General features: G+C 70.7%; 12 protein-coding genes and 1 tRNA gene. 5 read left to right on the top strand and 8 right to left on the bottom strand.

The window, feature by feature from the left end; translation table 11 throughout:
* The first annotated feature begins 39 nt into the window (after window positions 1-39).
* Window positions 40-297: a DUF7561 family protein gene (locus HPS36_RS07185; protein ID WP_121563312.1), complete on the top strand. Its 258-nt coding sequence runs from the start codon at window positions 40-42 to the stop codon at window positions 295-297.
* A 42-nt stretch (window positions 298-339) separates the two neighbouring features.
* Here the strand turns inward: HPS36_RS07185 and HPS36_RS07180 are convergent, their stop codons facing one another.
* Window positions 340-2718, bottom strand: a complete 2379-nt coding sequence (locus HPS36_RS07180; RefSeq protein ID WP_173229433.1) for an amino acid permease — start codon at window positions 2716-2718, stop codon at window positions 340-342.
* A gap of 196 nt (window positions 2719-2914) precedes the next feature.
* Between HPS36_RS07180 and HPS36_RS07175 the strand changes: the two genes are divergently transcribed.
* On the top strand, window positions 2915-4024 hold the full coding sequence (locus HPS36_RS07175; protein WP_173229431.1) for a pyridoxal-phosphate-dependent aminotransferase family protein: 1110 nt from the start codon (window positions 2915-2917) through the stop codon (window positions 4022-4024).
* 33 nt (window positions 4025-4057) lie between these two features.
* Here the strand turns inward: HPS36_RS07175 and HPS36_RS07170 are convergent, their stop codons facing one another.
* From HPS36_RS07170 to HPS36_RS07160, 3 genes are all read right to left on the bottom strand, one after another.
* Complete coding sequence (locus HPS36_RS07170; protein ID WP_137716825.1) at window positions 4058-4348, bottom strand: hypothetical protein; 291 nt, start codon at window positions 4346-4348, stop codon at window positions 4058-4060.
* Between the two features lie 67 nt (window positions 4349-4415).
* A complete protein-coding gene (locus HPS36_RS07165; protein WP_137716824.1) occupies window positions 4416-4715 on the bottom strand; it encodes a DUF424 domain-containing protein in 300 nt (99 codons plus the stop codon).
* A complete protein-coding gene (locus tag HPS36_RS07160) occupies window positions 4716-5597 on the bottom strand; it encodes a tetratricopeptide repeat protein (protein WP_173229429.1) in 882 nt (293 codons plus the stop codon).
* A 108-nt stretch (window positions 5598-5705) separates the two neighbouring features.
* Here HPS36_RS07160 and HPS36_RS07155 point away from each other — a divergent pair, with 108 nt between their 5' ends.
* Both HPS36_RS07155 and HPS36_RS07150 read left to right on the top strand, forming a co-directional pair.
* Complete coding sequence (locus tag HPS36_RS07155) at window positions 5706-6404, top strand: SdpI family protein (RefSeq protein WP_173229427.1); 699 nt, start codon at window positions 5706-5708, stop codon at window positions 6402-6404.
* 84 nt (window positions 6405-6488) lie between these two features.
* Entirely contained in the window at window positions 6489-7151 is a 663-nt protein-coding gene (locus tag HPS36_RS07150; RefSeq protein ID WP_173229425.1) for a DUF7119 family protein, read from the top strand.
* Between the two features lie 27 nt (window positions 7152-7178).
* Here HPS36_RS07150 and HPS36_RS07145 read toward each other — a convergent pair whose 3' ends face one another.
* Complete coding sequence (locus HPS36_RS07145; RefSeq protein WP_173229423.1) at window positions 7179-8516, bottom strand: M20/M25/M40 family metallo-hydrolase; 1338 nt, start codon at window positions 8514-8516, stop codon at window positions 7179-7181.
* Between the two features lie 105 nt (window positions 8517-8621).
* On the opposite strand from HPS36_RS07145, the gene HPS36_RS07140 reads away from it, so the two are divergent.
* A tRNA-Lys gene (locus tag HPS36_RS07140) sits at window positions 8622-8695 on the top strand.
* 207 nt (window positions 8696-8902) lie between these two features.
* Here the strand turns inward: HPS36_RS07140 and HPS36_RS07135 are convergent.
* From HPS36_RS07135 to HPS36_RS07125, 3 genes are all read right to left on the bottom strand, one after another.
* A complete protein-coding gene (locus HPS36_RS07135; protein ID WP_173229421.1) occupies window positions 8903-9559 on the bottom strand; it encodes a lactate utilization protein in 657 nt (218 codons plus the stop codon).
* A gap of 310 nt (window positions 9560-9869) precedes the next feature.
* Window positions 9870-11522, bottom strand: a complete 1653-nt coding sequence (gene thsA, locus HPS36_RS07130) for a thermosome subunit alpha (protein ID WP_137716864.1) — start codon at window positions 11520-11522, stop codon at window positions 9870-9872.
* Window positions 11523-12047: 525 nt separating this feature from the next.
* Window positions 12048-12590: a KH domain-containing protein gene (locus tag HPS36_RS07125; RefSeq protein WP_137716818.1), complete on the bottom strand. Its 543-nt coding sequence runs from the start codon at window positions 12588-12590 to the stop codon at window positions 12048-12050.
* Window positions 12591-12678: the final 88 nt, after the last annotated feature.

The following is a 12678-nucleotide window of genomic DNA, read 5'->3' as shown; positions in this document are numbered from 1 at the left end:
GCGACACGCCTTACCCGGCGGCCCGCATAAGGCGAACATATGGCCTCCGAGGCGTGCGACGTCTGCGAGCGGTCCGTCCGGATCGCCGGCGGGATCGGCGACCTGTGGAACTTCGCGTTCGAGTCGACGCAGGGACTGACGCTCGAACTCACCGACGGCTCGGAGTTCTTCCTCTGTTTCGACTGCATGGAGCGGCTGCCGGACGACCACGAGCCGACCGCCGAGGACGTGGCCGCCCTCCGGGAGCGCACCGAGCCGGTCGAGGACGACGACAACCACTTCTGGCACTGGGGGTGACGCCGGCGCCCGGCGTTCGGCCGAGCGAGAGAGGAACCGCGGTCAGTCCGCGTTCGACTCCTCGCCCGCGCCCTCGTCGATCTCGGGCGTCGAGGGCTCCGGTTCGACGCCGGTGTCCGCCGGCGGCTCCTGAACGTCCGCGACGTCCGGCGACCCCGTTCCGCTCCCGAACAGCCGGTCGAGGATGCCGCGGTCGCTGCGCTTCTCCGCGAGCAGCACGGAGCACTCCACCTCGTTGAGCACGTCTAACACGAGCGAGCCGCGGACCAGCCGCGAGAGCAGCCCCTTCTGCGTCGCGCCGATGATGAGCATCGTCGCGTCGCGAGCGGCGCGCTCGATGCTGTCCTCCACGTCGCCGGTCTCGATCCGCAGCGTGGCGTCCGAGAGGTCGTGCGCGTCGGCCCACTCGGCGAGGAACGCGCGGCCCTCCTCCTCCTCGCCGTCCTCGGCGACGTGGAGCAGGGTGACCTCGCCGTCGAACTCCGCCTGGAGCATCTTCGCGACCGCGCCGGAGAGGTCCGAGGCCGGGCCCCCCGCGGTCGGCACGAGGATGCGCGAGGCGTCGAACCCGCGGTCGCGGAACACGAGGAAGTCCGAGGGGAGCGAGTACGCCAGCTCGTCGACGGCGGACTCGGCGCGACCCGGCGCCCCGTGGGAGTCCTTCCCCCAGCCCATCACGGTCATGTCGGCCCCGTAGGTGCGCGCGGCGTCGAACACCTCCTCGAACACGCGGTGCGATAAGACGACGTGGGTCTCCACGTCGACGCCGAACGTCTCGGCGTCCTCGCGGGCCTGGTCGAGGAGGCCGTGGGCCGCCTCGTGGGCGCCGCGCTCGCGGGCCGCCTCCAGGGAGGTCTGGTCGGGGACGTTCGCGATGTTGACCGCGACGACGGTGCCGTTGCGCTGCTTGGCGATGGCCGAGGCAAGCGTGATCAGGTGCTCCTCGGTCGCGGGGTTCGCGAGCGGGACCATCACGCGGTAGTCGTCGCCGCTCGGCTGGACGGCGGTCGCCGCCGAGACGGCCGGCTCGGGCAGGTCCTCGGAGCGGTCGAGGATCCACGTCCCGAGCACGCCGCGCGACTCCACCTTCCCGCGGGCGTACAGCAGGTACCAGAGCAGCGCGAAGACGACGAGGCCGGCGGACAGCAGGATGATCGTCGGGTCGATGTAGTAGATCAGCGCGAACGACGACACGGCCCCGATGATCGGGACGACGGGGTAGAAGGGGACCTCGAAGTCGGGGTCGTACCCCTCGACCTCCGACTCGCGCATCACGATGAGCGCGAGGTTGAGCAGGCCGTACACCACGAGGTGGAGCACGGAGCCCATCGTCGACAGCGACTCGACGCTCCCGGCGACGAGGAACACGATGATGAGCGCGCCGGTGAGCGCGATCGACTTGTACGGGGTCCCGAACCGCTCGTGGATCTGGTTGAGCTTCGGGGTGACGATCTTCTCGCGGCCCATCGCGAAGTTGATCCGGGACGACGAGAGGATCGACGCGTTCGCGGAGGAGGCGGTCGCGAGCAGCCCGCCGATCAGGAGCATCGCTGCGCCGACGGCGCCGAGCGAGAAGCCGAACACCGAGTACTCGCCGAACAGCAATCGGGCGGCGTCGACGACCGCGGTCTCGTTGTTCGCGACCAATTCGTTCGGCACCGCGGCGAGCAGCACGAGGAGGAACAGCGCGTAGACGACCGTGACGATGATCACCGAGCCGAGGACCGCGAGCGGGAGGTTCCGCCCGGGGTTTTTGATCTCCTCGGCGACCGAGGTGATCTGGACGAAGCCCAGGTACGAGACGAAGATGATCCCGGTGACCGGGAGCACCTCGCTCGTCGTGCCCGGCGGGGCGAGCGGGCGCAGCGACGACATCTCGGCGTTCAGCAGGCCGACGACGGTGAAGACGGCGAGGATGCCCAGAAGCGACATCACGATGACGATCTGGAGCCCGCCGGTCTCCTTCGCGCCGAAGTAGTTGACGGCGATGAAGAGCAGCGCGCCCGCGAGGCCGATCACCTGCGCCGCCTCCAGCGTCACCGGGCCGAGCCCGATCGGCCCGAGGCCGACCAAGGCGTTGACGTACTCGCCGAAGCCGTACATGTAGAACGCCGACGCGAACGCGAGCCCGAGCCAGTTCGCCCAGCCCGCGACGGAGCCGAACATGGGGCCGAGCGCGCGGTTGACGTAGAAGTACGCCCCGCCGGACTTCGGCATCGCGGTCCCGAGCTCGGAGGCGGACAGCGCGGTGAACAAGGCGATCACGCCGCCGAGGACGAAGGTGAACGCCGCGAGCGGGCCGGCGCGCGCGACCGCGGTGCCGGGCAGCACGAAGATCCCGGCGCCGATCATCGTCCCGATCCCGATGGTGAGCGCCGCGAGCGGGCCGAGGTCCTTCGCGAGCTCCTCGTCGCCGCTCACGGCGGCCCACCTCCGGCGGTTGCGACTCTCGGTGCGTGTATCATACCGCATTTCTGTCGTCCGGTCGTATAAACCCGGTTGATCCGGGCGACGGCGCCGTTTCCGTGAGGCGACGGCGACCGCGCGTCGCGCCTTTTGAACGGAACACAAGGACCATACCCTCACGCGTCCCCGTACGATCCAACAGGTGGATCCCGTGACGAAGAAACGCGAATACCGCGACGATTACGACGAGAAGACGCTGTTCATCCCCGGCCCGACGGAGGTCCGCGACGACGTCATCGAGGCGATGGCCGAGCCGATGTTCGGCCACCGGATGGACCGGATGACCGACCTCTACACCACCATCGTCGAGGATACGAAGGAGTTCCTCGGCACTGACAACGAGGTCGTAATCCTCACCGGCTCCGGCACGGAGTTCTGGGAGGCGACGACGCTCAACCTCGTCGACGAGCACGTCCTCGTGCCGACCTGCGGCGCGTTCAGCGAGCGCTACGCCAACGTCGCCGAGCGCCTCGGGAAGACCGTCCACCGCCTGGAGTACGAGTGGGGCGAGGCGGTCAAGCCCGAGGACGTGCGCGACGCGATCGAGTCCGCAGACGTTCACTACGACATGGTCGCGGGCGTGATGAACGAGTCCTCCACGGGCGTCCGGAACCCGATCGAGGAGATCGGTGAGGTCCTCAAGGAGTACCCGGACACCTACTTCGCCGTCGACGCCGTCTCCTCGCTCGGCGGCGACTACGTCGACATCGACGAACACGGGATCGACGTGATCTTCGCGTCCACCCAGAAGGCGTTCGCGATGCCCCCGGGGCTCGCCGTCTGCGTCGTGAGCGACGCCGCCTACGACCGCGAGGTCGAGAAGGGCGACTCCTCGTGGTACGGCGGCTTCCGCCGCACGATCGACTACTACGACCGCAAGGGACAGACGCACTCGACGCCCGCGATCCCGATCATGTTGGCGTACCGCACGCAGATGAAGCGCATGCTCGACGAGGGGCACCGCGCCCGCGACGAGCGCCACCGCGAGATGATGGAGTACGTCCACGACTGGGCCGACGAGCACTTCGCGATGTTCCCCGAAGCGGGCTACGAGTCGCAGACGGTCGCGTGTATCGAGAACACGCGCGGAATCGACGTGGCCGCGACCATCGAGGAGGTGAACGCGGAGTACGACATGGCCTTCTCGAACGGCTACGGCGACCTCGGCGAGGAGACGTTCCGGATCGGGCACATGGGCGAGCACACGGTCGAGAGCGTGAAATCGCTCACCGACGCCATCGAGGACGTGGCGGACCTGTAATCCGGCGCCCGCACCGACCGAAGTCGAGCCGCGTCAGTCCCCGTCGCGGTCGGCGACGAGCTCGATCCGGTAGATCCGGCCGCCCGCCGCCGTCCGCTCGGTGCCGACGACGACGAAGGCGTGGTCGCCGACGTCGACGATGTCGCCCGTGTCGAGCGGCTCCGTCGGCTCGTCGTCCGTTTCCTCCCCCGCCCCGCTCTCGACGGCGTCCGCGCCGACGCCGAGCGCCGCCGCTCCCCGGTCGATCGCGCGTCGCCAGAAGGCGTCCGAGGGCGGCCGCGGCCCCACCCGCGACGCCAGTTCGCTCCGCGTGAGTCGTCTCATCGGATCCGCCTCGTCGCGCGCGCCCTTAGCCGGTTCGGATCCCGGCGAGACGGCGCGGGGGCGGCCGTTACAGCCAGAGCAACTGCGCGTGCCGCGTCCCGTCGAACTCCAGAACGGTCTCCTCGTCGACGAGGCCGGCCTCGACCGCGACCTCGACCGCCTCGGTACCGACGATGTTCGCGACCTGCGCGCGCCGGAGGCCTTCGACCACCTCGTCGGCGGTCGCCTCGACGGCGTCGTCGCCGCCGTAGAACTCCTCGCTCACGGTGAGCGTCGCGCGTCCGTTGTCGTACGTCTCGCCGAGGCAGTCCGGGTCGCAGACGGAGACGAGCCGTCCCTCGGCGGTCTCGCGCTCGCGGAGCAGCATTCAGAAGCCCTCGGGCCCCTCGCCCTGAAGCTCGCGCTCCGGGCCCTCGTCGCCGCCGCGACCGCCGGCACCGGGCTCGCCGCCCGGTCCACCGCGACCGCCCCGCGGAGGCTGGCCGCCCGGCCCGGGCGCCTGCCCGGTCTGTTCCTCGACCATCTGCTCTTCCGCCTCGCGGCGGAGCTCCTCGGCGCGGTCGGCGACCTCCTCGGCCTGCTCGTGGTCGCCGGCCTCCTCGAGGGCGCGGGCCTTCTCCTCTAAGACGCCCGCGTCGCGGTAGCCGAGGCGGATCGCGTTGTCGAAGCACTTGACGGCGTCCTCGGCGAGGCCGCGCTCGACCAGGAGGAACCCCCGGTTGTACCACGCCTCGGCGAATCGGGGGTCGGTCTCGACGGCGCGCTCGGCGTGTTCGAGCGCCTGCTCGCCCCGGCCGGACTCCCAGAGGGCGTACGCGAGGTTGGTCTCGGCGGTCGCGGCGTGCTCGGACTCCTCGTCGATGCGGAGCGCCTCCTGGTAGGCGCCGATCGCCTGGTCGAACTCCTCCAACTGGGCGTGGGCGGCGCCCTTGTTCACCCACGCCTCCTGGGCCTCCAGCGAGCCCTCCTCGGCGAAGTTGGCGGCGCGCTCGAACGTCTCCGTCGCCTCCTCGAAGCGGTTGATCCCCATGTACGAGAGGCCGACGTCGATCAGCTGCTCGACGTCGACGTCCTCGCTGCCGATGTTCCGGCGGTCCAGCTCCTCGGTCAACACCCGGGAGTCGACGGGGTCGACGCGGCTCGGGTCCTCGCCCAGCTCGGGCGGGTCCAGCGTGAACGCGTCGTAGTCGGCGTCGACGCCCTGCCCCGAGGAGAACTCGTGGCCGTCGTCGTCGCGTTCGTCGGTCATACGCCCGGATTGGCGGTCGCGACGCGTAAGGGTTGCGTCGTGCCGGGCCCGCGGGGGCGACTCCCACGGGTGAAGCTTTTCGTCGGTGGGGCCCGTCTCTCCGCGCGTATGCCCTCCGACTCCCGACTCTCCACGCGGCTCCGGTTCGGCGTCGCGGCCCTCCTCGTCGCCGTCGGCGCCGCTGTCAGCCTCGCGGTCGCACCGGACCTGCCCGAGCGGATGGTGACGCAGTGGAACGGCGCCGGCGAGCCGACCGGAACCCTCCCGCGAACGCTCGGGATGTGGTTCGTGCCGGGGCTCGCGGCCGGGCTGATCGGCCTGTTCGCGCTGCTCCCGCGGATCGACCCCCTCGGGGAGAACATCGCCGCGTTCCGCGTCCACTACGACCGGTTCGTCGTCGTGCTCACCGCGTTCCTCGTCGCCGTCCACCTCGCCGTGCTCGCCGTCAACCTCGGCTACGCGGTCGACGTGACGACGCTCGCCGTGGCCGGCGCGGCCGCCCTGTTCTACTACCTCGGGACGCTGCTCCCGCACGTCGAGCCGAACTGGTTCGTCGGGATCCGGACGCCGTGGACGCTCAGCGACGACGCGGTGTGGGACCGGACCCACGCGCTCGGCGCGCGGCTGTTCAAGCTCTCCGCCGCGATAGCGGTCGTCGGCCTCTTCGCCGGCGAGTACGCGGTGTACTTCCTCGTCGGGCCGGCGCTCGCGACCGCCGCGGTCACCGTCGCGTACTCGTACGTCCTGTACGCGAGAGGGCCGAACGAGGGTGACGACGGCGACGCCGCGGCCCGGACGGCGAAGTAGGGCCCGCGCCGAGGGGCGTCCCGCGTTCGGGCGAGTTCCGCCCCGGTGCCCGGCGTTTATACCTGCGGCCCCGAAGGGACGTGTATGACCGAGGAGTCACGCGCTGACCGGCGGTCCCCCGTCGGCGAACCGGTGGTCCGGTCGGACCCGGCGGTGACGGGCGACCGGGCCGCGGACGCGGTGGGGTTCGACCCGAACGACCCCGACAGCGTCGCGGAGGCCGCGGAGACGGTGGCTCGCTTCGCGGCCGGCGACGTGAGCGACGACGACAACGTCCTGATGCTGCGCGGCGCCGCCGCCTGCGCGGCGCTCGTCCGCGGCGTGGGGTCGTACAAGGAGGCGGCCGAGCGCGCGGGCGAGGGCGTCTCCGTCGCGTTCATCCGCAAGTGGGCGCGGGTCCACGACCTCCCGCAGGCGATCCGGCGGCAGGTCGCCAACGGGCGGATCGCGCCAAGCGCCGCGAAACACGTCGCGCGGCTCGGCGGGCGGGACCGCTACCTGCTCGCGTGGGCGGCGATAGACGGGGACCTCACGGTCCGCGAGGTTCGCGCCGTCGCGTCGGCGGTCAACGACGGGGCCGACGTCGAGGCCGCGGTCCGCGACGCGGGCGTCGAACTCGGCCGGCTTCAGCTCCGGCTCCCGGCGGACACCTACGTCGAACTGCGCCGCCGGGCCTCGATGGAGAACGTCGAGCCGGGCGCCATCGTCGCGGACGCGCTCGACGAGTACCTCGGGAACGACCGGTAGACGACCGAGGGGACCGCGCGTCGCCGACTAGGCGGCGTAGTCGGCCGCGAACCGCTCGGCGGCGGCGGCGACGGCGTCCCGCGCCGCGACGACCTCCTCCCACGCGATCGTCTCGTCCGGGTAGTGCGCCTCGTCGATGGTGCCGGGACCGAACAGCACCGCCGGGATCCCGGCGGCGACGAAGTGTCGCGAGTCCGCGCCGTACGTCGCGCCACGCGGCTCGACGTCCGGGTGGCCGGTCGCGGCGAGGCCGGCGCGGACCGCCTCCACGACCGGCTCGTCGACGGCGATCTCGGCCGGCTCGAACTGGACCGAGAACCGCTCGAACCGGGGCGGGTGCTCGCGCAGCCAGGGGTCGTCGGCCGCGACCCGGTCCAGCCGCTCGCGGAACGCCGCCTCCACCTCGGCGACGGTCTCGCCGGGCGCAACGCCGATCCGGAACTCCGCGTCGAGCGTCGCCGGGACCGTCGAGGCCCACGAGCCGGCCTCGACCCGGCCGCAGACGACCGGCCACGGGACCGGGAACGACTCGTACAGCGGGTGCGAGACCGACTCGGCGCGCTCGGCCTCCAGTTCGGCGAACGCCTCCCGCACGGCCTCGAACCGCGGGAGCACGTCCTCGCCGCGCCACCGGGTGGCCGCGTGGGCGCTCCGGCCGTCGATCTCCAGCCGGGCCATGAGCGACCCCTCGCAGGCGACGACGGGGCGCAACTCGGTCGGCTCCGCGACGATCGCCGCGTCGCGCTCGAAGGGGTACGGGCTCGCGAGCGCGGCGGTCGCGGCGCCGTAGCCGCCGTCCTCCTCGCCCGCGACGGCCTCGACGACGAGCCGGAGCCCGGACGGCGGGAGGTCGACCGAGCCGTCCGCGACCCCCTCGCGGACGTCCACCGCGGCGCCGACGCAGGCCGCCAGCCCCGACTTCATGTCGGCGGCGCCGCGGGCGGTGAGCGTCTCGCCGTCGGCGTCGCGACCGGGCGGCGCGTCCCGGGCCGCGGCGTCGCCCCAGACCGGCTCGAACGGTTCGCTCGACCACTCGGCGGGCTCGGCGGGGACGACGTCGAGGTGCCCGTTCAAGACGAGGGTGGGGGCCGGGTCGTCCCCGTCGCCCGCGTCGCTCGCGTCGCTCGCGCCGCCGAGTTCGAGGACGCCCGCGACGCTGCGCCGCCCCTCGACGGCAGCCGCGTCGAGGTCGTCCGGGAAGGAGGGGTGGTCCGCGAGGACGGCGGGGTCGGCGTCCCAGGCGTACGTCTCGAAGCCGAGGTCGGCGAGTCGCTCCGCGACGAACGCGGCCGCGGCCGCCTCCTCGCCGGCGGTCGAGCGGTGCCGACAGAGGTCGGCGGCGAACGCGCGCATGTCGAAGTCCATGGTCGCGGCGACGGCGGGGGCCGGGAAACCGTTTCGGGTGGCGACGCCGACCCCTACCGCGGTTCTAAACGTTTATCCGTCGGCTGACCCTACGACAGTTCGTCTGGGCCGGTAGCTCAGTTAGGGAGAGCGTCCGGCTTTTAACCGGACGGTCGGGGGTTCGAATCCCTCCCGGCCCGTACAGCGAGACGGTGAGCAGCGCGACCCGTCGAGCGAACCGGTCGGGAGGGATTCGAATCAAGGAGCGGGAGGTGAGCGAGCGTAGCGAGCGAACGGGAGCGACCGTGGTTCGAATCCCTCCCGGCCCGTATCCTCGCGGCTCGTAGCATTGCTCGCCGCGAGGCCGTCGAAAGGGGGAAGAAAGCGCGTGGAGCGTCGGCGCGGGCTCAGTACCCGAGCTGCTCGCGCACGAGGACGACCGTCGTGCGGCCCTCCTCGGCCTCGCGGCGGTAGATCAGCTGCTTCGCGATGGCGGACTCGACGCCGTACGCCTCCTGCGCGCGCTCGTTCTCCAGCGGGTACGCGACCGACTCGAGCCGGTCGAGGGCGTCGTCGAGCGTCGGAACGATCTTGTTGATCCCGGTGACGATGACGACGTTGCCCGCCGCGAACGGGTACGCGCCGATCCGGCTGCCGGAGAGGTCGGCGGCGACGAGCTCGCCCGTCTGCGCGACCGCGTTGATGCCGCCGAGAAAGTAGTCCGCGGTCTGAGACTCGCGCCGCGCGGCCTGTCGCTCCGCGTCGTCGTCGATGCCCCAGATCTGGTCGGGGAGGCTCTCCCACTCGTGGTCGCCCTCGCTCAGGAACTCGTCGAACCCGATCTCTTCGAGCGTCGTCGAGTGCCCGTTCATCACGGAGACCCCGGCGGGGATCCGCGACGTCACGGTCTCCAGCGCCTCGTCGGCGTTGTCGACGACGACCACGTCGAAGCCGCGCTCCTCTAGGTTCGCGACCGTCTCCTCGACCGTCTCGTCGTCGGGAAGCTCGTCTAGTTCCGCGTCGATCTCGGCGTCGTCTGCGTAATCGGCCTTCTGCTGTGGCATGGTGAACGTGAAAACCTCGTCGGGCGAACGGAGGGCCGGGAGTCACTTAACCGCTCGCGGACACCGCCGTCCGGTGGTTACGCGGGTGTTACCCTCGTGTCGCGCGAACCGAATGTGGGGGTCGGTAGCGCGGGACTCGGTTGGGAGAAGTAGGGATCCAGACCAGGGAACGAGCGCGTCGCTACGCGGGTCCGGTCGTCGATAAAAGTCGCGTGTCGTCGGGCCCGAAGGGGCGCGCGACGGTCGGTCTGCGGACGGTTCGGCGAAGCGGCTACGGTCAGGCTGGGGGTGTGAAGGCGTTAACCGAACTTCACATCGCGCCGCCCATACCGCCCATGCCGCCCATGCCGCCGCCCATGCCGCCGGGCGCGCCGCCGGGGCCGCCGTCGTCGCCGCCGTCGTCGGTGCTGCCGCCCTTGAGGTCGCCCGCGGCGATGACGTCGTCGATGCGGAGGATCATGACGGCCGCCTCGGTGGCGGACTCGATGGCCTGGGTCTTGACGCGGAGCGGCTCCACGACGCCCTCGGCCTCCATGTCGATCACGTCGCCCGTGTAGGCGTCGAGACCGGCGCCGAACTCGCCGCCGTCGTGGCGGGAGCGGAGGTCGACCAGCGAGTCGATGGGGTCGAGGCCCGCGTTCTCGGCGAGGGTGCGCGGGACGACTTCCAAGGCGTCGGCGAACGCCTCGACGGCGAGCTGCTCGCGGCCGCCGACGGAGTCGGCGAAGTCGCGGAGCTGGAGGGCCAGCTCGGCCTCGGGGGCGCCGCCGCCGGGCAGCACCTTCCCGTCGAGCAGCGTCGTGCGGACGACGCCGAGCGAGTCGTCGATGGCGCGCTCGACCTCGTCGACGACGTGCTCGGTGCCGCCGCGGAGGATGAGGGTGACGGACTTCGCCTCCTCGACGTCCTCGACGAAGATGCGCTCGTCGCCGCCGATGTCCTTCTGGGCGACGGAGCCGGCGAAGCCGAGGTCGTCCGTCTCGATGTCGTCGAGGTTGGAGACGACGCGGCCGCCGGTCGCGCGGGCGAGGCGCTTGAGGTCGTCGGACTTCGCGCGGCGGACGGCGAGGATGCCCTCCTGCGCGAGGTAGTGCTGTGCCATGTCGTCGATGCCGTCACCGACGAAGACGACGTCGGCGCCGATCTCGGTCAGGTGGTCGACCATCTCGCGGAGCTGCTCCTCCTCCTGGTCGAGGAACTGCTGGAGCTGGTCGGGGTCCGTGACGTTGACCTCGGCGTCGATCTCCGTCTCCTTCACTTCGATGGCGCCGTCGAACAGCGCGACGTCGGCGTCCTCGACCGCGAAGGGCATGTTCTCGTCGACGCGCTCCTTGTCGACGATGACGCCCTCGACGAGCTCGGACTCGTCGATGGAGCTGCCGACGACCTTCTCGACGGAGACGTTCTCCGTGTCGATGCCGTCGTCGTCCTGGACCGCGAGGACGGCGTCGACGACGAGCTCGGCGAGGAGGTCCTTGGAGTTCTCCGCGCCCTTGCCCGTCATCGCCGTCTCGGCGATCTGGACGAGCGTGTCGCGGTCGTCGGCGGAGACGTCGATGGCCTCCTCGTCGAGGATCTCCTTGGCCTTCTCGGCGGCCTGACGGTACCCCTGCGCGAGGGTCGTCGCGTGGATGTCCTGGTCGAGGAGCTCCTCGGCCTGGTCGAGGAGCTCACCGGCGACCACGACCGCGGAGGTGGTGCCGTCGCCGACCTCCTCCTCCTGCGTCTCGGAGACCTCGACGATCATGTTGGCCGCCGGGTGGTCGATGTCCATCTCTTTCAGGATGGTGACGCCGTCGTTCGTGACGACGACGGACCCGCCGGAGTCGACGAGCATCTTGTCCATCCCTTTCGGGCCGAGCGTCGTGCGGACGGACTCCGCGACAGCCTTCCCGGCCGTGATGTTCATGTTCTGCGCGTCCTTGCCGGACGTGCGCTGCGACTCCTCGGAAAGTACGATCATGGGCTGGTTGCCCATCCGCTGTCGCTGAGACATAATCAACCTTTGATTGTTTGTGATTCTATATAAACCCTTCGCTCGTATCGTGCGAAACCGCAACACGAAAGGGGATTATCCGCCGGTATGAGGTGCGTTCACACGCCCCTTTATATAGAACTCCAGATCGACTGCTGGCCGGTGGTCATTTATAAACGAACGGCGGTGGCGCGTGCCGGTGAGCGGCCGGCAGGCCGCGAACCGCACGCGCGAGGGAGTCGCTGGCTCCCGGAGCGAAGCGGAGGGTGCCAGCGACGAGGCTGGGGAGGCGTGAGGTGAGGTTGCGGTGGCGGTCGGATGGGACTCAGAGGGGCAGTCGCGAGGCCGGAGTAGGCGACGTAAGCACCGCAGCGAGCGAAGCGAGCGAGGAGCGCAACGAGCGTACTCCGGCCTCGCGACTGGGGCTTTGGCGGTGTTCGTCGTAGTGGCAACGACGATTTATAAACGAACAGCGACGGCGAAACCGACCGCAACGCCGGGAAGTCCGTTCGCTTACTGCGGCGCGTTGAAGCTCACGTCGTCGTCGAGCTCGTTCGACATCCGCTCCAAGTACGAGTACACCGCGCCGTGCGGAGCGCCGTCGAGCAGCATCCCGACCGCCCGTCGGACCACTTCCAGCTCCTCGGGCTGGCCCACGGCGCCCACGGTCGAGCCGTAGACGACGACGTTCGCCCCCGACAGCTCCTCGATCAGTTCGCGCGTGCGCCCGTTCTCGCCGATGATCCGGCCCTTCTTGCGCTGGAGGTCGTTGTCGTTTCGGGTATGCTCAGAGAGGTCGATGAGATCGAGCGTCCGGAGGTCGTGGTCGAGGATCGACAGCGCCGTCTCCGGCTTGAAGCCGCGGCCGATCGCCTTGATCACGTCGGGGGCCACCATCGCCGCGACCGGGTCGTCGCGCTCCTCGATGGCGACGCTCCCCGACTCCGAGTCGATGTCGAGCCGCACGTTCGCCCGCTCTTCGATCTCCCGCATCGTCTCGCCGCCGGCGCCGATGACGACGCCGATACGGTCCTGCGGAACCGTCACGTGTTGCATGCCACGGGATACCCGGCGGAGCCTTTTAAGCGTGTTCCGCCGCGGCCGGTGTGTGGCCGCGTGGCGGTGGTCTTCGGCCGCTTGCGGC

The sequence above is a fragment of the Halorubrum salinarum genome (genome assembly GCF_013267195.1).
GTDB lineage: Archaea > Halobacteriota > Halobacteria > Halobacteriales > Haloferacaceae > Halorubrum > Halorubrum salinarum.
The sequence above is the reverse complement of the archived record's forward strand: the minus strand, read 5'-3'. Positions and strand labels throughout refer to the sequence as shown.

Bases quoted from the DNA above. Each gene is read 5' to 3' on its own strand.
- HPS36_RS07185 (WP_121563312.1), top strand. From the start codon at position 40: ATGGCCTCCGAGGCGTGCGACGTCTGCGAGCGGTCCGTCCGGATCGCC.
- HPS36_RS07170 (WP_137716825.1), bottom strand. From the start codon at position 4,348: ATGAGACGACTCACGCGGAGCGAACTGGCGTCGCGGGTGGGGCCGCGG.
- HPS36_RS07165 (WP_137716824.1), bottom strand. From the start codon at position 4,715: ATGCTGCTCCGCGAGCGCGAGACCGCCGAGGGACGGCTCGTCTCCGTC.
- HPS36_RS07160 (WP_173229429.1), bottom strand. From the start codon at position 5,597: ATGACCGACGAACGCGACGACGACGGCCACGAGTTCTCCTCGGGGCAG.
- HPS36_RS07155 (WP_173229427.1), top strand. From the start codon at position 5,706: ATGCCCTCCGACTCCCGACTCTCCACGCGGCTCCGGTTCGGCGTCGCG.
- HPS36_RS07150 (WP_173229425.1), top strand. From the start codon at position 6,489: ATGACCGAGGAGTCACGCGCTGACCGGCGGTCCCCCGTCGGCGAACCG.
- HPS36_RS07145 (WP_173229423.1), bottom strand. From the start codon at position 8,516: ATGGACTTCGACATGCGCGCGTTCGCCGCCGACCTCTGTCGGCACCGC.
- HPS36_RS07135 (WP_173229421.1), bottom strand. From the start codon at position 9,559: ATGCCACAGCAGAAGGCCGATTACGCAGACGACGCCGAGATCGACGCG.
- thsA (WP_137716864.1), bottom strand. From the start codon at position 11,522: ATGATCGTACTTTCCGAGGAGTCGCAGCGCACGTCCGGCAAGGACGCG.
- HPS36_RS07125 (WP_137716818.1), bottom strand. From the start codon at position 12,590: ATGCAACACGTGACGGTTCCGCAGGACCGTATCGGCGTCGTCATCGGC.